The 24,711-nt window shown below is 70.2% G+C and carries 21 protein-coding genes; 13 read left to right on the forward strand and 8 right to left on the reverse strand.

The features are described 5' to 3' along the window. Nucleotides 1–18: 18 nt before the first annotated feature. Nucleotides 19–807 carry a citryl-CoA lyase gene (locus Ate02nite_RS30170; RefSeq protein WP_203811233.1) on the forward strand — a complete coding sequence of 263 codons (789 nt, stop codon included), beginning with the start codon at nucleotides 19–21 and terminating at the stop codon, nucleotides 805–807. Nucleotides 808–1,396: 589 nt separating this feature from the next. Continuing rightward, on the forward strand, nucleotides 1,397–1,630 hold the full coding sequence (locus tag Ate02nite_RS30175) for a hypothetical protein (protein ID WP_203811234.1): 234 nt from the start codon (nucleotides 1,397–1,399) through the stop codon (nucleotides 1,628–1,630). Between the two features lie 201 nt (nucleotides 1,631–1,831). Here Ate02nite_RS30175 and Ate02nite_RS30180 read toward each other — a convergent pair whose 3' ends face one another. Continuing rightward, nucleotides 1,832–2,260 (reverse strand): hypothetical protein, encoded by a 429-nt coding sequence (locus Ate02nite_RS30180; RefSeq protein ID WP_239147802.1) that lies wholly within the window; start codon nucleotides 2,258–2,260, stop codon nucleotides 1,832–1,834. A 376-nt stretch (nucleotides 2,261–2,636) separates the two neighbouring features. Here Ate02nite_RS30180 and Ate02nite_RS30185 point away from each other — a divergent pair, with 376 nt between their 5' ends. Next, entirely contained in the window at nucleotides 2,637–3,641 is a 1,005-nt protein-coding gene (locus Ate02nite_RS30185) for an Acg family FMN-binding oxidoreductase (protein WP_203811236.1), read from the forward strand. Here Ate02nite_RS30185 and Ate02nite_RS30190 read toward each other — a convergent pair. The 4 genes from Ate02nite_RS30190 to Ate02nite_RS30205 all read right to left on the reverse strand — a co-directional run bounded on the left by Ate02nite_RS30190 (nucleotide 3,623) and on the right by Ate02nite_RS30205 (nucleotide 6,838). Beyond that, on the reverse strand, nucleotides 3,623–3,919 hold the full coding sequence (locus tag Ate02nite_RS30190) for a hypothetical protein (protein ID WP_239147803.1): 297 nt from the start codon (nucleotides 3,917–3,919) through the stop codon (nucleotides 3,623–3,625). The two genes, Ate02nite_RS30185 and Ate02nite_RS30190, sit on opposite strands and share 19 nt — an antisense overlap. A 21-nt stretch (nucleotides 3,920–3,940) precedes the next feature. Beyond that, nucleotides 3,941–4,837: a universal stress protein gene (locus tag Ate02nite_RS30195; RefSeq protein ID WP_203811237.1), complete on the reverse strand. Its 897-nt coding sequence runs from the start codon at nucleotides 4,835–4,837 to the stop codon at nucleotides 3,941–3,943. 433 nt (nucleotides 4,838–5,270) lie between these two features. Beyond that, nucleotides 5,271–5,729 carry a peptidoglycan-binding domain-containing protein gene (locus Ate02nite_RS30200; RefSeq protein ID WP_203811238.1) on the reverse strand — a complete coding sequence of 153 codons (459 nt, stop codon included), beginning with the start codon at nucleotides 5,727–5,729 and terminating at the stop codon, nucleotides 5,271–5,273. A gap of 68 nt (nucleotides 5,730–5,797) precedes the next feature. After that, nucleotides 5,798–6,838 carry a zinc-dependent alcohol dehydrogenase family protein gene (locus Ate02nite_RS30205; protein ID WP_203811239.1) on the reverse strand — a complete coding sequence of 347 codons (1,041 nt, stop codon included), beginning with the start codon at nucleotides 6,836–6,838 and terminating at the stop codon, nucleotides 5,798–5,800. Nucleotides 6,839–7,043: 205 nt separating this feature from the next. Between Ate02nite_RS30205 and Ate02nite_RS30210 the strand changes: the two genes are divergently transcribed. After that, entirely contained in the window at nucleotides 7,044–8,099 is a 1,056-nt protein-coding gene (locus tag Ate02nite_RS30210; protein WP_203811240.1) for a 2,3-butanediol dehydrogenase, read from the forward strand. 183 nt (nucleotides 8,100–8,282) lie between these two features. On the opposite strand, the gene Ate02nite_RS30215 is transcribed toward Ate02nite_RS30210, so the two are convergent. Next, the gene (locus Ate02nite_RS30215) at nucleotides 8,283–8,921 is read right to left on the reverse strand and encodes an SRPBCC family protein (protein ID WP_203811241.1); all 639 of its coding nucleotides are present in this window, start codon (nucleotides 8,919–8,921) and stop codon (nucleotides 8,283–8,285) included. Between the two features lie 131 nt (nucleotides 8,922–9,052). Here Ate02nite_RS30215 and ppdK point away from each other — a divergent pair, with 131 nt between their 5' ends. The 5 genes from ppdK to Ate02nite_RS30240 all read left to right on the forward strand — a co-directional run bounded on the left by ppdK (nucleotide 9,053) and on the right by Ate02nite_RS30240 (nucleotide 16,339). After that, the gene (gene ppdK, locus Ate02nite_RS30220) at nucleotides 9,053–11,713 is read left to right on the forward strand and encodes a pyruvate, phosphate dikinase (protein WP_203811242.1); all 2,661 of its coding nucleotides are present in this window, start codon (nucleotides 9,053–9,055) and stop codon (nucleotides 11,711–11,713) included. 11 nt (nucleotides 11,714–11,724) lie between these two features. Then, complete coding sequence (locus Ate02nite_RS30225; RefSeq protein ID WP_203811243.1) at nucleotides 11,725–12,063, forward strand: hypothetical protein; 339 nt, start codon at nucleotides 11,725–11,727, stop codon at nucleotides 12,061–12,063. Between the two features lie 196 nt (nucleotides 12,064–12,259). Beyond that, nucleotides 12,260–14,248, forward strand: coding sequence for a hybrid sensor histidine kinase/response regulator (locus Ate02nite_RS30230; protein WP_203811244.1), 1,989 nt, complete (start codon nucleotides 12,260–12,262; stop codon nucleotides 14,246–14,248). Between the two features lie 128 nt (nucleotides 14,249–14,376). Beyond that, nucleotides 14,377–15,357 carry an Acg family FMN-binding oxidoreductase gene (locus Ate02nite_RS30235; RefSeq protein WP_203811245.1) on the forward strand — a complete coding sequence of 327 codons (981 nt, stop codon included), beginning with the start codon at nucleotides 14,377–14,379 and terminating at the stop codon, nucleotides 15,355–15,357. Nucleotides 15,358–15,373: 16 nt separating this feature from the next. Continuing rightward, complete coding sequence (locus Ate02nite_RS30240; protein WP_239147804.1) at nucleotides 15,374–16,339, forward strand: Acg family FMN-binding oxidoreductase; 966 nt, start codon at nucleotides 15,374–15,376, stop codon at nucleotides 16,337–16,339. 47 nt (nucleotides 16,340–16,386) lie between these two features. Here the strand turns inward: Ate02nite_RS30240 and Ate02nite_RS30245 are convergent, their stop codons facing one another. Together Ate02nite_RS30245 and Ate02nite_RS49860 are read right to left on the reverse strand one after the other, a co-directional pair. Then, on the reverse strand, nucleotides 16,387–17,031 hold the full coding sequence (locus tag Ate02nite_RS30245) for a response regulator (RefSeq protein WP_203811247.1): 645 nt from the start codon (nucleotides 17,029–17,031) through the stop codon (nucleotides 16,387–16,389). Nucleotides 17,032–17,407: 376 nt separating this feature from the next. Beyond that, the gene (locus tag Ate02nite_RS49860) at nucleotides 17,408–18,208 is read right to left on the reverse strand and encodes a universal stress protein (protein ID WP_203811248.1); all 801 of its coding nucleotides are present in this window, start codon (nucleotides 18,206–18,208) and stop codon (nucleotides 17,408–17,410) included. A 263-nt stretch (nucleotides 18,209–18,471) separates the two neighbouring features. Here Ate02nite_RS49860 and Ate02nite_RS30255 point away from each other — a divergent pair, with 263 nt between their 5' ends. From Ate02nite_RS30255 to Ate02nite_RS30270, 4 genes are read left to right on the forward strand one after another with little or no spacing between them, the layout of a single operon-like run. Further along, complete coding sequence (locus Ate02nite_RS30255) at nucleotides 18,472–18,690, forward strand: SHOCT domain-containing protein (RefSeq protein WP_203811249.1); 219 nt, start codon at nucleotides 18,472–18,474, stop codon at nucleotides 18,688–18,690. 2 nt (nucleotides 18,691–18,692) lie between these two features. After that, nucleotides 18,693–21,173 (forward strand): cation-translocating P-type ATPase, encoded by a 2,481-nt coding sequence (locus tag Ate02nite_RS30260; protein WP_203811250.1) that lies wholly within the window; start codon nucleotides 18,693–18,695, stop codon nucleotides 21,171–21,173. 16 nt (nucleotides 21,174–21,189) lie between these two features. Further along, nucleotides 21,190–22,065 carry a universal stress protein gene (locus Ate02nite_RS30265; protein ID WP_203811251.1) on the forward strand — a complete coding sequence of 292 codons (876 nt, stop codon included), beginning with the start codon at nucleotides 21,190–21,192 and terminating at the stop codon, nucleotides 22,063–22,065. After that, nucleotides 22,062–24,692 carry a bifunctional acetate--CoA ligase family protein/GNAT family N-acetyltransferase gene (locus Ate02nite_RS30270; RefSeq protein WP_203811252.1) on the forward strand — a complete coding sequence of 877 codons (2,631 nt, stop codon included), beginning with the start codon at nucleotides 22,062–22,064 and terminating at the stop codon, nucleotides 24,690–24,692. Before Ate02nite_RS30265 ends, Ate02nite_RS30270 begins: the two co-directional genes overlap by 4 nt. Nucleotides 24,693–24,711: the final 19 nt, after the last annotated feature.

Genomic DNA, 24,711 nt, shown 5'->3' on the forward strand with positions numbered 1-24,711 from the left:
TCGGTAAGGTGGGGAACCATGACCAACGAGCAAGCTGCCGACTGGTGGGGCACCGCGGTGTCCCGCATCGAACCGAACCTGATCGAGCTTCGCGGCATCCCGGTCCAGGAGCTCATCGGGACAACCGGTTTCGGCGCGATGATCTGGCTGATGGTCCGGGGCGACCGGCCCACCGCGGATCAGGCTCGGCTGCTGGAGGCAGCGCTGGTCGCCGGCGTGGACCACGGCCCGCACGCTCCCTCGATCGCGGTCGCGCGAATGAGCGCGACCTGCGGTGTCGGGCTGAACAACGCGATGGCCAGCGCCGTCAACACGCTCGGCGACTCGCACGGAGGCGCCGGTCAGGAATGCGTGCAACTGCTCGAAGAGGTCCGCGGTCGCGAGGCCGGCGGCTCCCTCCTCGAGGACGCCGTCGCCGACACGATCGAAGCCTGGCGGCAGCGCGGAATCCGCTACCTGCCCGGATTCGGCCATCGCTTCCACACCCATGACCCGCGCCGCGATCCCCTGCTGGCTCTCGTCGACGACGCCGTGCGCACCGGCGTCGTCGACGGCGAGCACGCCCGCGCCGCGCGGGCGGTCGAGGCCGCCCTCAACGAGGGCCGGCGCCGGCCCATCCCGATGAACATCGACGGCGCCACCGCCGTCATCTACGCCGAACTGGGTTTCCCCGCTCCCCTCGCGCGCGGGCTGTTCGTGCTCAGCCGCAGCGTGGGCATCCTCGCCCACGCGTGGGAGGAGATGGGTCAGGGCCGCCGCAACAAGGGACCGATCCCACCCGCCATCCGTCCCACCTACCTCGGCTAGCCGGCCCGGGGATCCGGTTCAGGCGAGCCTGGTCACCCCGGCTGGCAGGCCGGACGACGGCCGGTAGCCCAGCCGACGCCCGGCGCCGCACCGCGGACCGGCACCAGGAGGCCGCGCTCGCGGCGCCGTCCAGCCGCGCCGTTTGCGCAGCCGGCGTACCGAACTGCGCGGTCGGTATCCGGAAGGTTTCTCGTGCGGTGCTCACCGCGGGAATGTTCATCAGGCACAGCAATGCGGTGATCAGCGCTGCGCCGACCCGTCGATTTCCATCAGAGCTCAGCAGAGCCCGCTCTCGGGACGGCGAACGATGTAGACCAATCGAAGGCGTGGGTTACTCGCAGCGGCAGCTGGAGTCGGTGCGCCGCGCGCGCCGCCCACCTCACTGCTGCGCGTTGGTATGGGACGGCAGTGCAAACGGTCCTATGCAGACATAACGAAGGTCCCGGGCATCGGTCCGGTAAGGGACCAACGGCTCGGCCCCGAGGGCCTTGGTAACGGCGAGGTGCGACATCATGCCCTGACGTGCGGCCGGCCCACGGAGGACGATAGAGCTGGAAGTTTGTCCGATGCGCTCCCGCGGAGGTTGGCCATGTCCGTTCAAATCGCAGGACAGCGGGACCGCCGGCGGCGTCTCGGTTGCGCGGTCGGCCGGCTGGCTGTCAGCGCGTACGAACGCAACGTCGGTGGTGTGGTGGTGTTCGAGAAGGATGCCGCGAAGATCGCGCCGTTTCGGTGGTTGAAAGACGCGCTGACCTTGAGCGCCGAACTCAGCGAGGCGGTCGGCACGGTGTACGTGCGGGCCGCCCGCCGGGTGACGCGATGAACTGACGGATCGGCAGACCGGAGGTGAACTGCTGACCTACCTCGGCGACCTGCGCGGCGGCGTTCCCGCCCGGCGCATCGACAAGCTCGCGGCGAACTGGGACCTCGACCTGAACAAGAGGGCTGCTGCTCGGGTTCGCCGCTCTGTTCGCCGCCGCCGGCACCTGGCGCTACGGCCGGCGCGACATCGCCGTCTGACAGTTCACTCACTGTCGAGGAAGGCCTGCAGGATGATGCAGAGCGGGCCGGCCTGGATGGACCCGACACCGGGACGGATCGGATGGTCGCTCAGGAGGATCACCATGTGCCCGGCCGGAACCACGTACGCCGTCCGGCCCTGATCGTTGTTGATCAGCTCGCCGTAGCCGCGATAGATGTTCTCCACCTCGGCGAAGGACATGCCGACCCGGGCGCCGGCCGCGGTGCGCACCGCACTCGTGTCGGTTTCGAGCACCATCAGGACGCCGCGGTGGAACGTGAGAACGAGTTCGCCGGCCCAAGCGCCCGCGGATCCCGCCAGCTGAACACCCGCACTGTCCGGGTCGGTGACCCAGCTGAGCAGGCCGGCCGAGGAAAGGCGTTCAAGACCAACGCCCATCCGGAAGGGACCGGCGCCGCGAACGGTGATCACGTGGTCCGCTGCCGTCGCAGCCGTGGTCGCTCGAGGCGCCGCAGCCGAGGACTCGCCCGTCCCCACCGCCACACCGGCGAACAACAAGGCCGCCGCGAACAACATTGCCAAACGATTGCGTACGAACATGGGGCCCACCTCGATTCAGGATCTCGGCCGGGTCGATGGCATCTGGCCAGCTCGGTTGCGTCGGAGCGGCCACCCAGCCTTCAGATTTCACGGTTGGACGCCAGCCAGCAAACCGACAGGGGCGAAAGTCACCGATGTCAGCAAGATCCCATAGGACCCCGGCCAGTGTTAGCCGGGTCCAACGGCCCTGCCCGATCCCAGCGACGGGTGGCAACCTGAGGGGATGTAACGAGGAGAGGCCTCTACGATGAACAGTCCCGGTGGTCCCGTTACGCGCTCAGCGGCGCGCGCTGCATTCGAGTCGGCCGCCCGGGTCTCCCTGCGTGCGCCGTCGGTGTTCAACACCCAGCCGTGGCGGTGGCACATCCGCGGGGACGTGATGCGGTTGTGGTCCGACCCGGAGCGCCGTCTTGGCGTCACCGATGCGGAAGGACGCCTCCTGCTGCTCAGCTGCGGCGGCGCGCTCCACCACGCACGGATGGCATTCGGCGCTCAGGGCTGGCAGACCGAGATCGACCGCCTCCCCGACGAACGGCAGCCCGACCTGCTGGCCACGGTCCGGGTCGTGGGTCACGGCCCGCCGGATCCGTCGGCGGCGCGGCTCGCCGGCGCGATCAGCCGCCGGCGGACCGATCGCCGGGCGTTCGGGGAGCGCCAGGTTCCGCAGGCGTTACTGACGCTGCTGGCCGAGCAGGTCGAGGCCGAGGGTGCCCGGCTGTGTCAGGTCCCGGACGCGCGGGTGCCGGAGCTCGCGGTGGCGGTGGAGGAGGCGGCCGACGTCGAATACTTCAGTCCGGCCCACCGCAACGAGCTGACCCGGTGGACGCACCGGCCGGCCTGGACCGGCGACGGCGTACCACCCGGCACGGCCGTGGAGCCGGCTCACCGGCGGGTGCCCGCGCGCAACCTTCTGCCCAGCGGATCACCTGGCCTGCTCGCCGGTGTCGGCGAGGACGAGGGAGCGGTGTACGTGATCGTGCACGGCTCCAGCGGCCATCCCTTCGACCTGCTCCGTGCCGGCGAGGCGATGTCGGCCCTGCTGCTCGTGGCAACCGCCGAGGGCGTGTCGACGGCACCGATCAGCGAGGCAGTCGAGGTGGCCTGGCCACGCGAGCTGCTTCGCCGACTACTGCCGGACGGCCAGGGCGAGCCCTACCTGATCGTACGGCTGGGTTATGCCGACTCCGGTGATTTGCCGCCGGTCTCACCTCGCCGGGAGCCTCGCGAGACGATTCAGATCGACGCCTGGTAACCCGGCCAAGCAGTATCGCGAGTCGTGCTCGCGATCCGGAATACCGGGTACTGCCCGGCGATGGCCTCGAACGCGGTGAGCGGGGCGTGGCGATCAACCGCGATGTGTGGCCTCGCCCCTGGAGCGACGGCGAGGAAGCGGCGCAGGATCGGCCCACGATCCTGAACGTCGACCTCCACCAGATGGACCAGCTGCCGGCGGCCGCGGCGCAGCACGACGTTGCCGTGCGCGGCTCGTACGTTGGCTACCCAGTGCTTCACGCCGCTTGCGATGATCATTCCGCACACCACCTTCTGGGATCATGACGCGTCGGCAGGCATCGTCCAGGTTGGCGGAACCAGCAGCACCGGACAGAGCAGGTGCCGTCCGGCCGCCGGGCGGACAGAGCCGGCGACCAGTCCAGCAACCCGGCCTTGGCGTCCCATGCCGGCGACCAGCAGCTGGCCTCGCCGGGATGCCTGGTCGAGGGTGTACGGCAGGTCGAGCTCCGAGATGAGCACGGCCTGCATCGCGACCTGCGGAAAGGCTGCGGACCAGCCGCTCAGAGCCTCGGCCAGCCGCCGCGCCGCTTCGTTTCGCTCCAGATTGTTTCCACCCAGCGGCCTGGACGGAACGCCGTCGTGACCTGGTCGCGCGCGGTCCCACACATGGACAGCCGCCAACCGGGCACCGATCTGGTCAGCCAGCTCGAATGCGTAGGCGGCTGACCTCTCGCCCGGCTGGGCGGATACACCAGCGATGATCGGCCCGCGATAGCCCACCCATCCACGGTGCACCAGCAATGGCGACGTGCAGTTTTGGGTCAGGTGGGTCGCGGTTGAGCCCCAACCCGTGCCGGGCGCGGACCTGTCCCCGTGCCCCACTACGAGCAGACACGCGTTGCGGGAGTGGGTAGCAAGGACCTCGCCGGCGACGCCATGGATCAGCTCGGTGCGCACCGGCACCCTCCAGGCGGCCGACGTGAGGCGGTCTTCGATCGCATCGAGCAGCCGCCGGCACTGGATTCCGGATGTGCCGTCCGCCTTCCGGCGAGTCCGTCCGGAATAACGTCCCGGCCAGGCGTGCACGATCAGCAGCGGGGCCGATCGGCGGGCCGCCTCGGCGGCCGCCAGGTCGACCACTGCTTTCCACATTCTGGTTCCATCGACACCGGCCACGACTGGCCGGCCGTCGCCTGACATCGTCGCATCGTCCATGTTCGTATGCCGTTCAGGAGCTGGAGCCGAGGTCCGGCGGAGCCGCGAGCGTGTGCCGATCGTCCTCCCGCGGCCGAGAACACAGCCACGAACAACATCCTCATCACCTCCTGCTTTCATGCTCGGGCGGATCGCAATTTGATCGACAGAGCCCTATGGCCCTAGTGCCCTGCGGCCTTGCGATCCAGGGCTTCCGGCCCTGCGTCAGCGGACGTCGCGCTCTCGGCTCAGGCCTCAGCGCGGCCGACAATCGAGCTGGGAACCAGAAATGGGAGGGGCCATGAGCCCAGGGCGGCCATCGTCACCGACGCCAACCCGGACCGGCGGAAACGTAACGGTCCGGGCGGTCCGGCCAGCAGACCGGCGAGCGCTGGCAGCGCTCTACGGAAGAGCGACGCCGGACAGCCTCCGGCTGCGCTTCTTCGACCAGGCATCAGAACGAGAACATCCCACTGACCAGGGCACGCCACGTCAACGGACCGACGATGCCGTCGACGGTCATGGACGGCACCTCCGCATGGACGGCCCCCTGGAAGTTGCGCACGGCCTCCTCGGTCCGCGGCCCGAATATGCCATCGACCACGCTCCACTCGCCGGCGCAGCCGCAAAGGTTGCGGTACTGGAACTCCTCCTGGACGCCCCGTACCGCATCGCCCTCGGAGCCTCGGCGGATCACGGTGACCAGGCTGGCCCACGTCCGGGGACCGACGATGCCGTCCACCAGCAACGTGTGCCGCTGCTGGAACTGGCGCACGGCCGCAGTGGTTGCCGGGCCGAACAGCCCATCCACGACCACGGCGTACCCGCGGGCTCGAAGCAAATATTGCAACGCCGGAATCGGATGTTCCTTCGCGCCCTGACGCATCTGCGGCCAGGGACTCATGGTGCCCATGCCGTCCCTCCTCGTCTGCTGTTCGCCAGGCCGGACCGGGACTCGGTCCGGCCCGGCCCGGCCGCGCTCTACCGGTGGACCAGCACCTTCAGCGCACCGCTGTGGGTGGGATCGGCGAAGACGTCGTACGCGGTCATGAATTCTTCGAAGCCGAACCGGTGCGTGACCATGTGGCCGAGGTCGAGCTGCCCGGCGACGAGCATGTCGAGCAGCTTCGGTGTCGAGTACGTGTCGACCAGGCCCGTCGTGATGGTCACGTTACGGATCCACAGATCTTCGAGGTGCAGCGTGGCCGGCTTGCCGTGCACGCCGACATTGGCGACCCGGCCACCGGGCCGTACGAGTGTCGTGCAGAGCTCGAATGTCTGCGGTGTGCCGACCGCTTCGATGACGACGTCGGCGCCGAGGCCACCGGTCAGCGACCGGACCGTTTCGAGGGGCTCGTCCAGGCCGGCGAGCACAGTGGTGTCCGCGCCGAACATCTTCGCCGCTTGCAGACGGCTCGTGGCCTTGTCGATCACGATGATGTGGGCGGGCGAGTAGAGCCGAGCGGTGACGACGGCGGCGAGCCCGATCGGCCCGGCGCCCACGATCACCACGGTATCGCCCGGGCGTACCCGGCCGTTGAGCACTCCGACCTCGTACGAGGTCGGCAGGATGTCGGCGAGCAGGACCGCTGATTCGTTGCTCACGCGGTCGGGCAGCCGGTAGGTGGACAGGTCGGCGAACGGGATCCGGGCGAACTCGGATTGCACTCCGTCGACCAGGTGCCCGAGGATCCAGCCGCCACCGCCGAGGCATTGGCCGTAGGCGCCCTCCCGGCAGTAGCGGCATATGCCGCAGGCGGAAATGCAGGAGGCGAGCACCCGGTCGCCCGTTGCCAGCCCGCCGACGCCGCTGCCGGTCTCGACCACCGTGCCGACCGCCTCGTGGCCGAGCACCCTTCCGGGTTCCACCTCGGGCACATCACCGCCGAGGATGTGCAGGTCGGTGCCGCAGATGGTGACGGCGTCAACTTGGATGATCACATCTCGCGGGTCCTGAATCGCCGGATCGGGGATCTCGGTCCACGACCTGGTTCCGGGTCCGCCGTACACGAGTCCTCTCATGATGGCCTCACCTTCGATCGATGGCGTTCCCTCTCATATTCGGCCCGCACGGACCCGTACGACAGGGACCTCCGGCCCTACTCGGACCTGCGGAAGGCGGTTTGTTCCTCCGGTTCAAGGGTCAGGAGACTCTGACTCGCCGGCCCCGAGGTGCTTACCGTCCAGTTGTGGTCCGTTCGGGGCCGCTCTGGAAGGAGCATCCGTCGTGAAGGCAGCAATCTTCCACGCCCGCAGGGACATCGTCATCGAAGACGTACCGGAGCCTGAGTTGCGCCCCGGCGCCGTCGCGATCGATGTCGCCTGGTGTGGCATCTGCGGTACCGACCTGCATGAATACCTGGAAGGCCCGATCTTCATCTCACCCGCCGGGCACCCGCACCCGCTGACCCACGAGACCGCCCCGGTGACCATGGGACACGAGTTCTCCGGCACCGTCACCGCGCTGGGTGCGGGCGTCACCGACCTGGCCGTCGGCGACAACGTCGTGGTCGAGCCGTACTTCGTCTGCGGCACCTGCGCACCCTGTCAGGCCGGCAACTACAACCTCTGCACCAGCATGGGATTCATCGGCCTTGCCGGCGGCGGCGGTGGCCTCAGCGAGAAGGTCGTGGTCGACCGTCGATGGGTGCACCCGATCGGCGACATCCCGCTCGACCAGGCCGCCCTCATCGAGCCCCTGTCGGTCGGCCACCACGCGTACACCCGCAGCGGTGCCAAGGCCGGCGACGTCGCCTTCGTCGCCGGCGCCGGGCCGATCGGCCTGCTGCTGGCCGCGGTCCTCAAGGCCGAAGGTCTCACCGTGATCATCTCCGAGCTCAGCGAGGCGCGTAAGGAGATGGCCCGTTCCACCGGAGTCGCCGACCATGTCCTCGACCCCGGAACCGAGGACGTCGTGGCCCGCGTCCGCGAGCTCACTGACGGCGCCGGCGCCGACGTGTGCTTCGAGTGCTCCAGCGTCAACGCCGCACTCGACCAGCTCTTCGACGCGGTCAGGCCGGCCGGCGTGATCGTCGTCGTGTCCATCTGGGGCCACCCGGCGTCGATCGACATGCAGCGCCTCGTCCTCAAGGAGATCGACCTGCGCGGCACCATCGCCTACGTCCGGGACCACCCGGCCACGATCGACCTCGTCCGCACCGGCAAGGTCGACCTCACACCCTTCATCACCGCGCGGATCTCCCTCGAAAACCTCGTCGACCAGGGCATCCACACCCTGATCGACCACAACGACACCGCAGTGAAGATCCTCGTGCACCCCTGAGTGAAATGCCGGGACGGTGGTGCTCGATACAATTCCTACGGGTGGACTCGACCGATGGGGACGTGCTCGCCGGGCGCCTCGCGCTCGCGCAGCGCTGCCGTGGCCATCAGCTCAACGAGCTGGTGGCTGATCGTCAGACCGAGCCCTGTGCCGCCGAACTCACGGCTGGTCGCGGCATCGACGTCAGACCGCTGCCAGGCCGGCGGCCCGCTCGGCGCGTTCCTTGATGCCGAGCAGCATGCGGCGTTCCATGATCAGACTGCCCGGCTCCATCACGACCCGATTGACGACCCGCGACGGCCACGAGGCATCCGGCACGGCGATCCGGTTACGACTGATCAATCGGGTGCCTCCGGGATCGGGGCGTAGGTGGAAGGCCCAGACCCAGTTGCCATCGACAGATCGGAACGCCAGCGCCCGCTCGGGCTCGAAAATCTTGACGCGCATGCCGGGCCCGTTCGGACCGACCGGTAGGACATCGCCGAGGGACAGGTTCTGGTACTGCGGCAGGATCTCGTCAGCACTGTGCATGCCGAGGCCGAACAGATTCTCGATCCAGTCGTAGGTGTAGGCGCCACCACGGCCGCTGCCCATCTGCACGAGCCACGGCCAGACCGCGGCCGGCGGCACGGCGACGCTGATGGCCCGGGTGGATTTGATGTCCGGGTCGGCGAGCAGCTCGTCGCCGAGCAACCGCGCGGTCGCCTCCTCGGCGGTGGCTCCCCAGGTGAGGCACCACCGGCGAGCGGCTTTCGAGTAGACGACGCCCGCCGCCAGGCCCGCCAGCGCCAAACCGGCACCGGCCGTCATCCAGGTCTTCATAGTCCCTCCCTGTCTTCACGTTCGCACTGCCGGGGCCTGTCCAGTAGGGACGTACGGCCCTGTTGGACGGGACCGACGCGGGGCTACCAACGAGGGAGGAGCGACCGTGAACGAGTGGGGATGAGGAGCAAATGTCCAGATACGTGTACGACTTCATCGAAGGCAACAAAGACCTCAAGGACCTGCTCGGGGGCAAGGGCGCCAACCTGGCCGAGATGACCCGGATGGGGCTGCCCGTCCCGCCCGGATTCACCATCACCACCGACGCCTGCCGGGAATACCTGCGCACCGGGTCCGTCCCGACCGGCCTGTTCGCGGAGCTCGAACATCATCTGCGCCTGATGCAGACAAGTTTGAACAAGACGTTCGGCGACCCGCGCGACCCGCTGTTGCTGTCGGTGCGCTCGGGGGCGAAGTTCTCGATGCCGGGGATGATGGAGACGATTCTCGACATCGGCCTCAACGACACCAGCGTGGCCGGGCTCGCCCGGCAGAGCAATGACGAGCACTTCGCGTGGGACTCCTACCGGCGCCTGATCCAGATGATCGGCAAGACCGTGTTCGACATTCCCGGCGAGGACTTCGAGACCGAGCTGGCAAATGCCCGTTCGGCCGCCGGCGTGCGGACGGACGCCGAGCTGACCACGGCACAGCTGCACGACCTCGTCGCGGCGTACAAGAAGGTCTTCCACACCCACACCGGCCGCGACTTCCCGCAATCGCCGCACGAGCAGCTGTTCCTGTCGGTCACGGCGGTCTTCCGCTCGTGGAACGCCGAACGCGCCGTGCTCTACCGCCGGCAGGAACGCATCCCACCGGACCTGGGCACCGCGGTCAACGTGATGGCCATGGTCTTCGGCAACCGCGGCGACAACTCCGGCACGGGCGTGGCCTTCACCCGCGACCCGGCGACCGGCCGCCGCGGCAGCTATGGCGACTATCTGCGTAACGCGCAGGGCGAAGACGTCGTGGCGGGCATCCGCAACACCGTCGGCCTGACCGAGCTGGCCACCATCGACCCGGTGAGCTACGGGCAGCTGCTGTCCATCATGCAGCGGCTAGAGCAGCGCTATCGCGACCTGTGCGACATCGAGTTCACCATCGAGAACGGCAAGCTGTGGATGCTGCAGACCCGGGTCGGCAAACGCACCGCAGCCGCCGCGTTCGTCATCGCCGCGCAACTCGTCGACGAGGGCACGATCAGCCTCGACGAGGCGCTGCAGCGGGTGACCGGTGAGCAACTCGCCCAGCTCATGTTCCCCAGCTTCGACCGGACCGCGGCGCCGGCCCCGCTGACCACCGGGGTGGCCGCCTCGCCGGGTGCGGCGGTCGGGGCGATCGTCTTCGACTCGGCTGCGGCGGCCGCCGCGACCGGGCCGGTGATCCTGGTGCGCCGGGAGACAAACCCGGACGACCTGCCCGGCATGATCGCGGCCCAGGGCATCCTGACCTCGCGGGGTGGCAAGACCTCGCACGCCGCCGTGGTCGCCCGTGGCATGGGCAAGACCTGCGTCTGCGGGGCCGACCAACTGGAGATCGGCGAGGATTCGGTCCGTGTGGCCGGGCAGACTCTGCGGGCCGGTGACGTCATCTCGATCGACGGCACCACCGGACACGTCTATGCCGGCTCGGTGCCGGTGCACGCGTCCCGAGTCGTCCGTTACTTCGAGGGAGAGCTCACCGCGCACGGCGATGCCCTGCTGTCCGCGATCGAACGCCTGATGATCCACGCTGATCACCAGGCCCGGCTCGGCGTACACGCCAACGCCGACACCGGCGCCGACGCGGCACGGGCCCGGCGTTTCGGCGCCACCGGCGTGGGCCTGTGCCGCACCGAGCACATGTTCCTCGGCGACCGGCGCGTTCTGGTCGAGCGACTGATCCTGGCCACCGACGACGCCGAACGGGAAGCCGCGCTCGCCGCGCTGCTGCCACTGCAGCGCGCCGACTTCGAGGAACTGTTCGCCGCGATGGACGGCCTGCCGGTCACCGTACGGCTGATCGACCCGCCGCTGCACGAGTTCCTGCCTCCGCTGGAGGAGCTCACCGCCCGGGTCGCCCGGGCCGAGGCGCTCGGCGCCGACCCGGGCCGCGACGGCACGCTGCTGACCGCGGTGCGCCGGATGCACGAGCAGAACCCGATGCTGGGCCTGCGCGGCGTACGCCTCGGTCTGGTTGTTCCTGGTCTTTTCGCCATGCAGGTCCGGGCGATCGCGGAGGCCTCGGCCGCCCGGGTCGCCGCCGGCGGCGACCCGCGGCCGGAGATCATGGTTCCGCTGGTCGGCGCGGTTCAGGAGCTTGAGGCCGTACGGACGGAGGCCGAGGATGTGCTGGCCGGCGTCCACGGGGCACCGGAGATCCGGATCGGCACGATGATCGAGGTCCCCCGAGCCGCGCTCGCGGCCGGCGAGATCGCCGCTGCCGCCGAGTTCTTCTCCTTCGGCACCAACGACCTGACCCAGATGACCTGGGGCTTCTCCCGCGACGACGTGGAGGGAGCGTTCTTCGGCCGCTACCTCGAGCTGGGCATCTTCGCGGTGTCCCCGTTCGAGACCATCGACGCCGGCGGTGTCGGCGAGCTGGTGCGCATCGCCGTCGAGCGCGGCCGCGCCACCCGGCCGGACCTGACCATCGGCGTCTGCGGCGAGCACGGCGGCGACCCCGCCTCGGTCCGGTTCTTCCACGCGGCCGGCCTGGACTACGTGTCGTGCTCGCCCTTCCGGATCCCGATTGCTCGTCTCGAGGCCGGCCGGGCGGCGACCGCCGCCGCGACGGCCTCCGACACCAGATAGGGGGAACTGCCATGGTCACCGCCCTCGACAGCCGGCACGAGGTGATCCCCGTTCGCTCCGGCGAGCGTGAGATCGGCGCGTACGTGGTGCGCCCGGAGCGGACCACGTTCGTGCCGGCCGTGGATGTCACCGCTCTGGTGCTCGGCTCGATGGCGTTCGCGACGGTGGCCGCCGTGGCGGTCGCCGTCGGGATCGCCCGTCGCCGACCACCCGCTATCGGTGCGGTGACGATGGGCCCGGGCGGCTGGCTCAGCCTGAAACGGTCCGCCGCTCCGCCGTTGCGGGCGGCGGAGCGGCGGCCGTGGTGGGCACACGCACTGCGTGCCCGGCGGTTGACGACGGAGCCCTGACCCGGACGGTAATGACCTTCAGCTCTCACCGTCCGGGCTTATGGGACTCCGGGCTCGCCGGCTGGGGCCTCGGAGGTTTCCGTGGCCCTCGATTCATTCGTCGATACCAGAAACTGCGTCCCTCTTTCCGAGGAGGATGGGCTCAAGTCCGCCACCCGCGACCTTGCCGCGGGTCAGGGAAGCGACTGGAGTCTGAATGAGTGAACTTTCCGACGCGATGCTGATCGGCCTGTTGGAGGCGGCACCGGACTCCATCATCGTGGTCGGGGCCGACGGCCGGATCGCTCTGGTGAACGCGCAAACGGTCCGACTGTTCGAATATGCACAAGATGAGCTGATCGGTCAGCCCATTGAAATTCTGGTTCCGGAGAACGCCCGCTCCACGCATCCGACGCATCGCCGGGGCTACTGGGCCGACCCTCGGCCCCGGCCGATGGGCGCCGGCACTCCCCTGACCGGCCGCCGCAAGAACGGAAACGAGTTCCCGGCTGAGATCTCGCTGTCATCCGTCAACGCGGGTCCGGACACCTTCGTCATCGCCGCGGTGCGCGACGTCAGCGACCGGCTCCGGGTGGAGGCGAAATTCCGGGGTCTGCTGGAGGCCGCGCCCGACGCCATCGTGGGAGCGGCCGCCGACGGCTCGATAGCGCTGGTTAACGCCCAGACCGAGCGGCTGTTCGGCTATCGACGTGACGAGCTGATAGGGCAGAAGATCGAAGTACTTGTGCCTGAGGACGTACGCGCGAGGCATCCAGACCTGCGGCACCGGTATTTCGCCGATCCGCGGCCACGCCCGATGGGTGCGGGAAGCCCGTTGCGTGCCCGCCGCAAGGACGGCTCGGAGTTCCCGGCCGAGGTCAGTCTCTCCGCACTCGAGACCGAGGACGGGGTGATCGTGTCAGCCGCTATCCGGGACGTGACCGAACGCGTGGAGGCGCAGGCCCAGCGCCTCCGACTCGAGGCCGAGGCTCAACGGCTGGTCGCCGCGGCAGAGCGGGAACGGCTGGAGGCACAGCTACACCAGTCCCGGAGATTGGAGAGCCTGGGTCAACTGGCCGGCGGAGTAGCGCATGACTTCAACAACCTGCTGGCAGTGATGCTGAACTACACCAGCTTCGTCACCGAACAGGTGCAGGAGGCCGCCGCGGCCGACCCGGACAGTCACTGGACCCAGGCGGCAACCGACCTGCAGCAGGTCCTGCGGGCGGGCACCCGCGCCACCGAGCTGACCCACCAACTCCTGACATTCGGTCGCCGAGAGGTCGTCCGGCCTCAGGTACTGGACCTCAACGGCGTCATCCGGGAGGTGGAACAGCTGCTGCGCCGTGCCCTCGGCGAACACATCCAACTGCACGTCGAGCTCGACGAGGACCTGTGCCCCGTGCTGGCCGACCCGGGACAGATCGAGCAGATCCTGATGAATCTGGCGGTCAACGCCCGTGACGCCATGCCGGATGGCGGGACCCTGACCATCCACACGACCAACCACCGGGTAACCACGCCTACCGACGCAGCGTCACGTCCGGCACCGCCGCCGGGCCGCTACGTCCGCGTCCGGGTGGCGGACACCGGAACAGGCATTCCTACCGAGGTGCTCGATCGCGTCTTCGAACCCTTCTTCACCACCAAGGAAGCGGGCAAGGGGACCGGACTCGGCCTGGCCACCGTCTACGGCATCATCACCCAGGCCGGCGGGTTCGTCACCATCAACACCGCACCCGGCGCCGGCACCGCCTTCATCACGCTGTTCCCGGTAACCGACGAAACCCCGGCGGTCCTGGAGAAACCGGCGCCGGCTCCGGCGCAGCAGCACGGTCGTGCAACCGTTCTCGTGGTGGAGGACGAGGAAGCGCTTCGCGAGGTGACGAAGAGAATCCTGACGCGCAACGAATACCAGGTGCTGACCGCCGGAAACGGCCCCGAGGCGATCAAGGTAGCCGAAGACTTCCCCCACCACATCGACCTACTGCTCACTGACGTGATCATGCCGTTCATGAACGGCCGAGAGCTCGCCGAGCAAATCACGGCGACCCGGCCGGGGCTTCGGGTGGCCTACATGTCCGGGTACGCGGAGCCATTCGTCATCGGCGACGACGCTCTTGACCGCGACACCGTCCTGATTACCAAGCCCTTCACCCGGGCCGAACTGTTGTCCCGCATCGGCGAAGTCCTGAATCAAGGCTGAGAGGTTCGTTCCTGGGGAGACGAACCGGAGCCGGACGGGCCACTCGTCAGGTGACAACGGGACCTTCGGCCCTGATCCGAGACCGGCTGAACCGGAAGCGTGAGAGGCAGAAGGACTGGAGGTGTCCGATGAAGGTGCTCGAACAGGCCGCCGAGGCGTCGCTGCATGCGCCATCGGTCTTCAACACTCAGCCGTGGACCTGGCGAGTCGTCGGCAACACGCTCGAGTTGTACGCCGATCCGACCCGAAAGCTGGACAGCACCGACCCGGATGGCCGGCTGCTGACCATCAGCTGCGGTGCCGCGTTGCATCACGCCCGGACCGCGCTGGCCGCTGCGGGCTGGTCGGCAGCAGTCGAGCGGTGGCCGGACAGCTCGCGCCCGGATCTTCTGGCCCGGATCACGCTTGGCGAAGAGGTGCCGGCCGACCCGGAGTCGCAGCGGATGGCCGCCGCACTGCCGCGCCGCAGGACGGACCGCCGTGCCTTCGGCGAGCAGGAGGTGACCGAGTTCGAACTGACGAAACTGCGCCGGTTCGTCGAGGCCGAGGGTGCCTATCTGCATGTGGTCCGCCCCGACCAGGTCGTCATGCTGGCGATCTCCGCCGAGCTTGCCGGCAGTGCGGAGCTGGACGACCCGGCCTATCGGGCCGAACTGCAGAGGTGGACCAACCGGCCCGGCTTCAGCGGCGACGGTGTGCCACCGGCGACCGCAGTGCGGTCGGAACTTCGCCGGGTCCCGGTGCGCGACTTCACTCCGGGCGGCACCCTCGGACTCGCTCCCGGTTCGGCGCATGACCAGGGAGCGGCGTACGTCATCGTCTTCGGCCTGGATGACCAGCCGGCAAACCTGCTCCGCGGCGGAGAGGCCTTGTCGGCGCTGCTGTTGCTCGCCACCGCGGACGGCTTGGCTACCGCACCGTTCAGCGACGCCGTCGAGGTCGAGTGGCCCAGGCACCTGCTGCGCAGCATGATCGCGGACATCGGCGAGCCATATGTGGTGGTCCGGCTCGGCTATGCCTCGGCGCGCGAGCCACTGCCCGCCGCGCCCCGCCGTTCCGCCGGCGAAGCCGTTGTCGTTGAGCAGACGACCCGCCGTCGTTCGCCGTGACAGCAGGGAGGCTGCTGTGAACACGTACTCAGAGACCGACCTTCAGCGAGCGGCCGCAGCAGGTATCCGCGCGCCGTCGATGCACAACACGCAACCGTGGTTCTTCCGCCTGCGGAACGGCGCGATCGAGATACTCGCCGACCCGGCCCGTCAACTCGCCGTTGCCGATCGAGCCGGCTGGGCGGTGCGGCTGGCCTGTGGCGCGGCGGTCTTCAACGCCCGACTCGCCTTGGCTGTCGCCGGTGTCCCGGCCGACGTCGAGCTCGGCCCGGATCCCGCCGACCCGGATCTCATCGCCCGCCTCACCCCGGGCAAGCAGCGGCTGACAACGTACGCCGAGACGGATCTGCACGCCGCCATCGCCCACCGCCACAGCAACCGGGCGCCGTTCTGGCCCGACCCGGTGCCCGCCGAAACCCGCCTGCGGCTTATCGAGGCGGCTCGAGCCGAGGGGGGTTGGCTCGAGCTGCTGGTGGGGATGACCGCGCTCAGCGGCTTCGCCGAGATCGCTCAGGGTGCCGACCGGGTGCTGCACCGGACCGCTCGATACCAGTACGAACTGGCATCCTGGACCCACACCGACGTCGCACCGGACGGCGTTCCCATCAGCGCCGGGGCTCCCAGTTCCGAGCCGCAGGATCTTCTGCCACAACGGTCGTTCTCCGACCATCGTCGTGCTCCCGGCCGCGACTACGAGCCCGAGCCGCTCGTTGGCATCCTCGGTGCCGGGGGTGACCGGCCGCTGGACCAGATCGTCGCCGGGCAGGCACTGCAAAAAGTCCTACTGACCGCGACCTCGGCCGGCCTGGCCGCTTCGATGCTGTCCCAGCCGATCGAGGTTCCGGCCGCGCGTGACCAGCTCCGCCGCTCTCTTGGCCGCCGTGGCGTTCCCCAGCTGGCAATTCGGCTCGGGTACGGCGTGCCGGGCCACCCCACGCCCCGCCGTGCGGTGGCCGAGGTTCTCCTGCCTTCCGACCTTTGATCGGCACGCTGCAGCTTCGCGCAAGAAGGAGTCCGCCGGGCCGCAGATCAGCTCCGGAGGTGATCGCCGCGCAGGCGGGTGGCCAGAACCGCCGCCTGCGTGCGCCGCTCCAGTCCCAGCTTCGCCAACAGGTGCGACACGTAGTTCTTCACCGTCTTCTCGGCCAGGAACATCCGGGACGCGATCTCCCGGTTGGTCAGGCCCTCGGCGATGAACTCCAGGATCCGGCGCTCCTGGTCGGTCAGCCCGGCCAGCTCGCGCGGCGCCTCCACACCGTTGCGGATGCGCTCCAGGACCCGCTGCGTGATCGCCGGGTCGAGCAGCGACTGCCCCTCGGCGACCCGGCGCACCGCGTCGACCAGGTCGGTGCCGCGGATCTGCTTGAGCACATAACCGGAGGCGCCCGCCATGATCGCGGCGAACAGGGCCTCGTCGTCCTCGTAGGAAGTGAGGATCAAGCCCTTGATCGACGAGTCGATCGCCCGGACGTCGCGACACACATCGATGCCGCTGCCGTCGGGCAATCGGCCGTCCAGAATCATCACATCAGGCCGGAAGGCCGGGATCCGGCGGGTCGCTTCCTGGGCCGAGCCTGATTCGCCCACCACCTCGATGTCACCGGCGGCCTGGAGAAGGTCGACAAGGCCCCGGCGGACCACTTCATGGTCGTCGAGGAGAAAAACGCGAATCATCTATCCTTCGTACCCCCTGCCAACCTCGCGTCGCAGGGCCGAAAGTCCTACGTCTGCGGAGCTGATGGCCGTACTGCGCGAGGCCCTGTCCAATATTCCCCGTCATGCCCAAGCCGGGAGGGCACGCGCCACCCTCCGAGTCAGCAGCGACGCCGTCGTCCTCGCGCCGCTTCGGCAATCGCGGACCTTTCCGGCCCAACCCGGTACCCGCCGCCGGTCTCGGCACCTCTCTCATCAGCCAGCCGGTCGAGGTGCCGGCCGCCAACGACCAACTGCGCCGGGCGCTGGGCCGATCCGGCCACCCACAGATCGCCATCCGCTTCGGCTACGGCACACCGGGTCACCCAGACCTGCAACGCGAGGTCTCGTCGCTCACCTATCGACCGGGCGATAGGGCCGGCCGGCACCTGCGGCCCACTCGTGGCCGGCGAACCGGAAAAAGCCCGGCGGTGGGCGGCCGGGGTCGCCGCCGCACTGCTGACCGAACGGCATCGAGTCTGAGATGTGGCGGCCGGGTCGCGATCAGCGCGGCCCGGCCGCCGTTGTGGCATGACCCGACGCGAGGCCGCCGGCAGGCCAGTCCTCCGGCACGAGAACCACCGGGCACGGGGCGGATCGCAGGCCGACCGGTCCGGGACCGGCCGATCCGTACAAGAGTTCGGCGAATCGTCCGTGCCGGCCGATGCCGGCAACGAGCAATCTGCCCCGGCGGGACGCGCGCTCGATCGTGGGCGCCAGGTCCAGGTCGGACACGATCTCGCGGTCGACCGGTACGCCGGGGAATCGTGCGGACCACCGAACGAGCGCCGTTGCCAAGGCTCGCTCCGCGCAGGCGCGTTCGGCGGCGTAGCCACCTCTCGCGGCGGAGGGCTCCGATCCGTCGGCGGCCCAGGGGCGACTCCACATGTGCATTGCTGATCGCAAGGTCCGGCTGAGCGAGGCGTGCACGGGCGGCGGCGACCTCGAGCAGATGCCGCCCGTCCGCAGACGGTGCCGCAGTGTTCCGGCCGCGGAAGGCCCCGGTATATCGGCCGGGCCACGCGTGCACGATCAGCAGGGGTGCCGCAAGCCGGGCCGCTTCGGCGACGGCCAGGTCGAGAGTGCCCTGGGCACTGCCCGAGCCGTCCACCCCGACCACCACCGGCCGAACCTGCGGTGAAGTTGCGTTGCTGCCCATAGCCGCAGGCTAGAAGCGGGAGGCACGGCCCGGCACCGCCGGTGGACAGCTCCCACCGGGCCAAAAGTCATCCGGCCGCCGCCGGGCCGTTCTCCGACGGCACCGCCAAGGGATGACGGTCGTCGTCGTTACCAACGCCGTGGCCAAGGCCCCGATTGACCCGCTGTAAAGGGTCTATCGACTCTGCTCTGCGGGGCAACCCGGCCGGACGATTACATCGAGACTCATGGAAGGACAAAGCCATGATGAACCACGGATTTGGTATGGGCACCGGATGGTCCCTCATCGTCTTCGCCATCGTGCTGCCGACGCTGTTCCTGCTCGCGGGGCTTCTGATCGCCCAGCTCCAGCGGGCTCCGCACACCAGCGAGCCGGCCGTCTCCGACGCCGACCGAATTCTCGCCGACCGGTTCGCCCGCGGCGAGATCGACTCCGAGGACTACGAATACCGTCTGCGCACCCTGCACGACGTTCGGCGATAGCCATGCACACCAACCTGGCGCCCGCCGGCCTGACCACCGTCGAGGCCGCGATACGTCTCGACGCTGACGGACCCAACGTCGTCGCGAAACCGGTGCGGCGCCGTCTGTCGGCTCGGGTCGGCCACCAGCTGGCCGACCCTCTCGTGGCGTTGCTCCTGGTCGCGGCGGTGGTTACCGCTGTTCTCGGTGACATCCCGGACACTGCGGTCATCGCCCTTGTCGTGTTCGTCAACACGGTGATCGGCGTGGTCCAGGAGGTTCGCGCGGACGCGGCCATCGCCGCTCTGGACGACCTCGCCGCGCCGAACGCCCGGGTGGTCCGCGACGGTCTCGACCGGATCATGCCCGCGGCGGAGCTGGTCCGGGGCGACCTGGTACGGCTGGAGGCGGGCGACGTCGTGCCCGCCGACCTCGATCTCACCGTCGCCGAGCGGGCCGCCTTCGACGAATCCTCCCTGACCGGCGAATCCGTGCCGGTACACCGAGACGCGGGCGAGGCGGCCGGCTCCGGCACCGTGCTGACCACCGGTCGGGCCACGGGCGTCGTGGTCCGGACCGGCGCCGACAGCTCCCTGGGCCGGATCGCCGACCTGGTGTCTCGCACCGCCCCGGGCCTCACGCCGCTGCAGCGGCGGCTCGCCGCTCTCGGCCGGACCCTCGGCGCGGCCGCCGTCGCCGTCTCCGCGATCGTCTTCGCGCTCGGCCTGCTGGCCGGCCAGCCCGTCGTCCGGATGGCGATCACCGCCGTCAGCCTGGTCGTGGCCGCGGTGCCGGAGAGCCTGCCCGCGGTGGTGACCCTCGCGCTCGCCCTCGGCGCCCGCCGGATGGCTCGGACCCGCGCCATCCCCCGCCGCTTGCACGCCGTCGAGACCCTGGGCTCGGTCACCGTGATCGCCGCCGACAAGACCGGAACGCTCACCGAGAACCGGATGTCCGTGCAGCGAGCCGCGACCGTGGACGGCGGGCGGCACAAGGTCACCGGTTCCGGCTACACGCCGACCGGCACCGTGCTACCGGCCGGTGTGGACGACGCGCTCCGTCGCCTGGCCCTGGCCGGCCTGCTCTGCAACGACGCCAGTCTGGTGGCACCGCGCGAGGATGGCGAGTGGGGCGCGGCCGGCGACCCGATGGAGGCCGCGCTGGTCGCGTTCGCCGGCCGGTGCGGCTACGACTCGGCGACCGAGCGGGCCAAGGCCCCCCGCGTCGCGGAACAGCCGTTCGACCACGCCACGCTGCGCATGACCACCGCGCACCACCTGGAGACCGGCGAATACCTGATCATCGCGAAGGGCGCGCCCGAAGCCGTCCTGGACCCGGAACGTCACGCGGATCTGATCGCCGCGGCTCACGAGTTCGCCGTCGACGGCCTGCGCGTGCTGGCCATCGCCACCGCCGTCGCCGACCGGCCGGACACCGAGGTGCCGCTGAGTCCGGCCGGGCTGGTCGGCATCGGCGACCCGCTGCGCGCGACGGCAGCCGGCACCGCCGCGGCGTTCGAGGCGTCCGGCGTACGCCTGCTCATGATCACCGGAGATCACCCCGCGACCGCCGCGGCCATCGGCACCCACCTCGGGATTCTCGGCCCGGGCGACCGCGTCGCCCGCGGCGACGACGGTCCGCTCACGGCCGAGGACGTCGCCGGCACCCGGGTGTACGCACGCACCCAGCCGGACCGGAAACTCGACATCGTGGCCGCCCTGCAACAGCGGGGTGAGGTCGTGGCGATGACCGGTGACGGCGTCAACGACGCACCGGCGCTGCGCCGGGCCGACATCGGTGTGGCCATGGGCGGCGGCACCGAGGTGGCCCGGCAGGCCGCCGACCTGGTCCTGATCGACGACAACCTGGCGACCGTCGCGGACGCGATCGGCGAGGGCCGGCGCATCTACGACAACATCCGCCGGTTCCTGCGCTACGCGCTCTCGGGCGGCGTCGCCGAGTTGCTCGTGATGCTCGTCGGCCCGCTGCTGGGCATGCCGCTCGCGCTGCTGCCCGGCCAGCTGCTCTGGATCAATCTGCTCACGCACGGCGTGCCGGGTGTAGCGCTCGGCGCCGAACCGGCCGAGAAGGACGTCCTGCATCGGCCACCCCGCTCGCCGCAGGAATCAGTGCTCGGCGACGGACTGCTGGCGAGCGTGCTGATCGGTGGCGCGGCGGTCGCCTCGGTGGTGCTGGCCGCCGGTGTGGTGGCGGATCAGGCCGGGCGGCCCTGGCAGTCGGTGATGTTCGTCGTGCTCGGGCTGGCCCAACTCGGCGTCGCGCTCGCCGTGCGCGCCAAGACCTCACCCGGCGGCGACCGTAACCCGTGGCTGCTCGCCGCGGTCGCCCTGTCCGGCGTGCTGCAGGTCGGCGGGGTGCTGCTGGAACCGTTGCGCACCCTGCTCGGCACCGAGCCGCTGACCGGCATCGAACTTATCGGCTGCGCCCTGATCGCCGTGCTGCCCGGCGCTGCGCTGCGCCTGCTGCGCCACGGCCGGGCCTGAATCGAAGGAGACCGCCATGACCATCATCGTCGGCACGGACGGCACCGGGCAGAGCATGGCAGCGGTGGAGTGGGCGGCTGCGGAGGCGCATCGCCGGCAGACCCTTCTGCGGATCGTCTACGCCTTCGACTGGGACTGGCGCGAGTCCCGGCTCGAGGTCGGCACCGACTACATCGACCTGGCACGGGAGATCGCCCAAGCCGTCGTCGTGGCCGCCGACGACCTCGCCCGGGCCACCGCCCCAGGCATCACCGTCGAGGCCGACACGCTGATCGGACACGCCATACCCCAGCTGCTCGAAGTGGCCCGCGGAGCGGAGCTGCTGGTGGTGGGCAACCGCGGCCGGGGCGGTTTCGCCGACCTGACGCTCGGCTCGGTCGGCCATCGTCTCGCCACTCACGCGCCCTGCCCCGTGGTCGTCGTGCGCGGCCGAGAGAAGCCCGACGGGCCGGTGGTCGCGGGCCTCGACCACGACTCGTCCGCCGAACGGGTCCTCGACGCGGCCTACGATGCGGCGTCCCGGCGCGGTGACGGCCTGATCGTGCTGCACTCGTTCGCGCCGGCCGTCCCCCGATGGCTGGCCGAGGTCCGGCATGCGGACCTCCCGACCGAGCAGGAAAGAAACTCGGAACGGGCCAGGATCGGACGGCTGCTGCAGCCGTGGCGTGGCCGGTTCCCCGAGGTGCCGGTCGAAACGGTCCTCACCCACGACACCGCTTCCGCCGCGCTCGTCCGGGGCTCGCACAACGCGCAGCTCGTGGTCGTCGGCTCGCACGGGCACGGGACGGTGACCGGACGGCTGCTCGGCTCGGTGGGCCTGCAGTTGTTGCACCATGCCCACTGCCCGGTACTCATCGCCCGGGACCGCGCTGCCGGGAAGGCGGGACGATGACCCCCACCGGCAGCGCCGACGCGCTGGCCCTGGACGGCGGCATCATCACCATCCGGCCGGTCCGGCCGGCCGACCGCGACTCCCTCGCCGGCCTGTACGCGAATGCCGCACCGGACGACCTGCGGATGCGCTTCTTCGCCCAGCCGAGTGACCGCGCGCTGGCCGCCGAAGTGAACCGGCTCTGCCGGGCCGAGTCCGACCAGCACATCGCCGTCCTCGCCGTCGAGGGCAACCGGCTGGTCGGGGTCGCCTCCGTCGAACGCACCGACGGCCCCGGCCAGCGCGCGGAGTTCTCGGTCTTCGTCGCCGGCCCCGACCACGGCCGGGGCATCGGCACCCTGCTGCTGGAACACCTCGCGGCGAGTGCCCGCCACCACGGCATCGCCGAACTGGTGGGAGAGGTGCTCCCGGAGAACTTCGCGATGTTGCGGACGGCGCGTGATCTCAGCACGCACGTCCGGTCCCACTTCGACCACGGCATCATCGACGTCGGCCTGACCACCCTCGACCCCGAAGCCGAGGCATCCGTCGACCTGCGTGACCGGACCGCCGAGCGGGCGTCACTGCACGCGCTGCTCTCCCCCGCCGCCGTCGCGGTCGTCGGCGCCGGCCACAAGCCCGGCGGTGTCGGCCACGAAACGCTACGCGGCCTGCGCGAATACGGCTTCACCGGCGCCCTGTACGCGGTCAACCGCAGCGGTGAGCCGGTCGACGGGATCACCGCCTACCGCTCCCTGCGCCGGCTCCCGACGCCGGTCGACCTGCTGGTGATCGCCGTGCCCGCCGAACACGTCTCTGCCGTGCTGGCCGACGGCGCGGCCGTGGGCGCCCGCGCCGCCGTCGTGCTCAGCGCGGGCTTCGGCGAGTCCGGCCCGCAGGGGCGACGCCGCCAGCACGACCTCGTCCGGTTCGCCCGGAAGCACGGAATCCGGCTGGTCGGCCCGAACTGCCTCGGTGTGATCAACACCGACCCGGCGGTACGGCTCAACGCGTCGTTCGCTCCGGCCGTGCCACCGACCGGCGGCCTGGCCGTCGCCGCCCAGTCCGGCGCGGTCGGGATCGCGCTGGTCGAGGACGCCATCCACGCCGGCCACGGGATCTCCACCTTCGTGTCGCTGGGCAACAAGGCCGACGTCAGCGGCAACGACCTGATCGCCTACTGGTACGACGACCCGGCCACCCAGGCGGTCGCGCTCTATCTCGAATCGTTCGGCAACCCCCGCAAGTTCGCCCGTACCGTCCGGGCGCTGGCGCGTCGCAAGCCGGTGCTGGCCCTCAAGAGCGGCCGTTCGGGCGCGGGTCAACGGGCCGGCGCCTCGCACACCGCGGCCGCCGCCGCACCCGCCGCTACGGTCGACGCGTTGTTCGCGCAGGCCGGCGTCGTGCGGCCGGACAACCTCGGCGACCTGATGGACGCCGCCCGGATGCTCACCGGCCAGCCTCTTCCCGCCGGGCGGAGACTCGCGATCGTGGGCAACGCCGGCGGTCTCAACGTCCTGGCGGCTGACGCCGCCGAAGCGACTGGCCTGACCGTGCCCGCGGCCGGCGGCGACAATCCGCTCGATCTCGGCGCCGGAGTCACCCCCGCTGCCTTTGCGGCCGCCGCGGTCAAGGCAGCCGGGAGCGCCACCGCCGACATGCTGTTACTGATCGTCATCGGCACCCACGCCAACCAGCCGGCCGCCATCATGGAGGCACTCGGCACGGTAACTGACGAAAACCCTGACCTTCCGGTGGCGGTGGTGCTGATCGGTGGCGATCCGGCCGTACGGCTGGGGAAGCGGGGAGCGCCGGTCTACGACCTGCCGGAACGTGCCGTACATGCGCTGGCCGCCGCCGCCGGTTACGCCGAGTGGCAACGGCAGCCGCTCGGCCGGCGGCCTGAGCTGGCCGGAGTCGACGCCGAAGGCGCTCGGGCTCTGGTCGAGCAAGCGCTGGCCGAGGGAGGCAACTGGCAGGACTACCAACGCACGGCCGCGATTCTGTCCGCGTACGGCATCGGCGTTCTGCCTGCGGTGACGGCGATGTCGGCGGCTTCTGCCGCCGCGGCCGCCGACGGGCTCGGCTACCCCGTGGTCCTCAAGTCCGCCGATCCCGAACTGGTGCACAAGACCGACCGCGGTGGCGTGCGGGTCGGGCTGAACGGTCCGGCCGCCGTGCGGCACGCGTTCAAACCGGTGGCCGCCGCCGGCCGCCCCGATACCGGGGTGCTCGTGCAGACGCAGGTGACCGCTCCGGTCGAACTGGTCGCCGGGATCGCCCACGATCCGCAGTTCGGCTCGGTCGTGCTGCTCGGCTTGGGTGGTGTGCACACCGACCTGCTCGGTGACCGCGCACTGCGCCTGGTCCCGATGACCGACCTGGACGCCGGGCGGATGTGGCGCGGTCTGCGTGCGGCCCCGCTGCTGACCGGCTATCGGGGAACGCCCCCGGTGGACACCGCCGCGCTCGAGGACCTGCTCCTGCGACTGGGCCGGCTCGCCGAGGACCTGCCCGAGATCGCCGAACTCGACCTCAACCCGGTCCTGGCCGGCCCGGACGGTGTCGTCGCGGTGGACGCCAAGCTTCGGCTCGCGCCGGTCGGTGCGGAGCCGGATCCCCTCCTACGCCGCCTCAGCACGGCGTAACAACCGGAAAGGAGCCATC

It is taken from the genome of Paractinoplanes tereljensis (genome assembly GCF_016862435.1).
Lineage (GTDB): Bacteria > Actinomycetota > Actinomycetes > Mycobacteriales > Micromonosporaceae > Actinoplanes > Actinoplanes tereljensis.

Excerpts from the sequence above, each read along its gene's own strand:
- Ate02nite_RS30170 (WP_203811233.1), top strand. The coding sequence starts at position 19 with ATGACCAACGAGCAAGCTGCCGACTGGTGGGGCACCGCGGTGTCCCGC.
- Ate02nite_RS30175 (WP_203811234.1), top strand. The coding sequence starts at position 1,397 with ATGTCCGTTCAAATCGCAGGACAGCGGGACCGCCGGCGGCGTCTCGGT.
- Ate02nite_RS30185 (WP_203811236.1), top strand. The coding sequence starts at position 2,637 with ATGAACAGTCCCGGTGGTCCCGTTACGCGCTCAGCGGCGCGCGCTGCA.
- Ate02nite_RS30190 (WP_239147803.1), bottom strand. The coding sequence starts at position 3,919 with ATGATCATCGCAAGCGGCGTGAAGCACTGGGTAGCCAACGTACGAGCC.
- Ate02nite_RS30195 (WP_203811237.1), bottom strand. The coding sequence starts at position 4,837 with ATGGACGATGCGACGATGTCAGGCGACGGCCGGCCAGTCGTGGCCGGT.
- Ate02nite_RS30200 (WP_203811238.1), bottom strand. The coding sequence starts at position 5,729 with ATGGGCACCATGAGTCCCTGGCCGCAGATGCGTCAGGGCGCGAAGGAA.
- Ate02nite_RS30205 (WP_203811239.1), bottom strand. The coding sequence starts at position 6,838 with ATGAGAGGACTCGTGTACGGCGGACCCGGAACCAGGTCGTGGACCGAG.
- Ate02nite_RS30215 (WP_203811241.1), bottom strand. The coding sequence starts at position 8,921 with ATGAAGACCTGGATGACGGCCGGTGCCGGTTTGGCGCTGGCGGGCCTG.
- ppdK (WP_203811242.1), top strand. The coding sequence starts at position 9,053 with ATGTCCAGATACGTGTACGACTTCATCGAAGGCAACAAAGACCTCAAG.
- Ate02nite_RS30225 (WP_203811243.1), top strand. The coding sequence starts at position 11,725 with ATGGTCACCGCCCTCGACAGCCGGCACGAGGTGATCCCCGTTCGCTCC.
- Ate02nite_RS30230 (WP_203811244.1), top strand. The coding sequence starts at position 12,260 with ATGAGTGAACTTTCCGACGCGATGCTGATCGGCCTGTTGGAGGCGGCA.
- Ate02nite_RS30235 (WP_203811245.1), top strand. The coding sequence starts at position 14,377 with ATGAAGGTGCTCGAACAGGCCGCCGAGGCGTCGCTGCATGCGCCATCG.
- Ate02nite_RS30245 (WP_203811247.1), bottom strand. The coding sequence starts at position 17,031 with ATGATTCGCGTTTTTCTCCTCGACGACCATGAAGTGGTCCGCCGGGGC.
- Ate02nite_RS49860 (WP_203811248.1), bottom strand. The coding sequence starts at position 18,208 with ATGGGCAGCAACGCAACTTCACCGCAGGTTCGGCCGGTGGTGGTCGGG.
- Ate02nite_RS30255 (WP_203811249.1), top strand. The coding sequence starts at position 18,472 with ATGGGCACCGGATGGTCCCTCATCGTCTTCGCCATCGTGCTGCCGACG.
- Ate02nite_RS30260 (WP_203811250.1), top strand. The coding sequence starts at position 18,693 with ATGCACACCAACCTGGCGCCCGCCGGCCTGACCACCGTCGAGGCCGCG.
- Ate02nite_RS30265 (WP_203811251.1), top strand. The coding sequence starts at position 21,190 with ATGACCATCATCGTCGGCACGGACGGCACCGGGCAGAGCATGGCAGCG.
- Ate02nite_RS30270 (WP_203811252.1), top strand. The coding sequence starts at position 22,062 with ATGACCCCCACCGGCAGCGCCGACGCGCTGGCCCTGGACGGCGGCATC.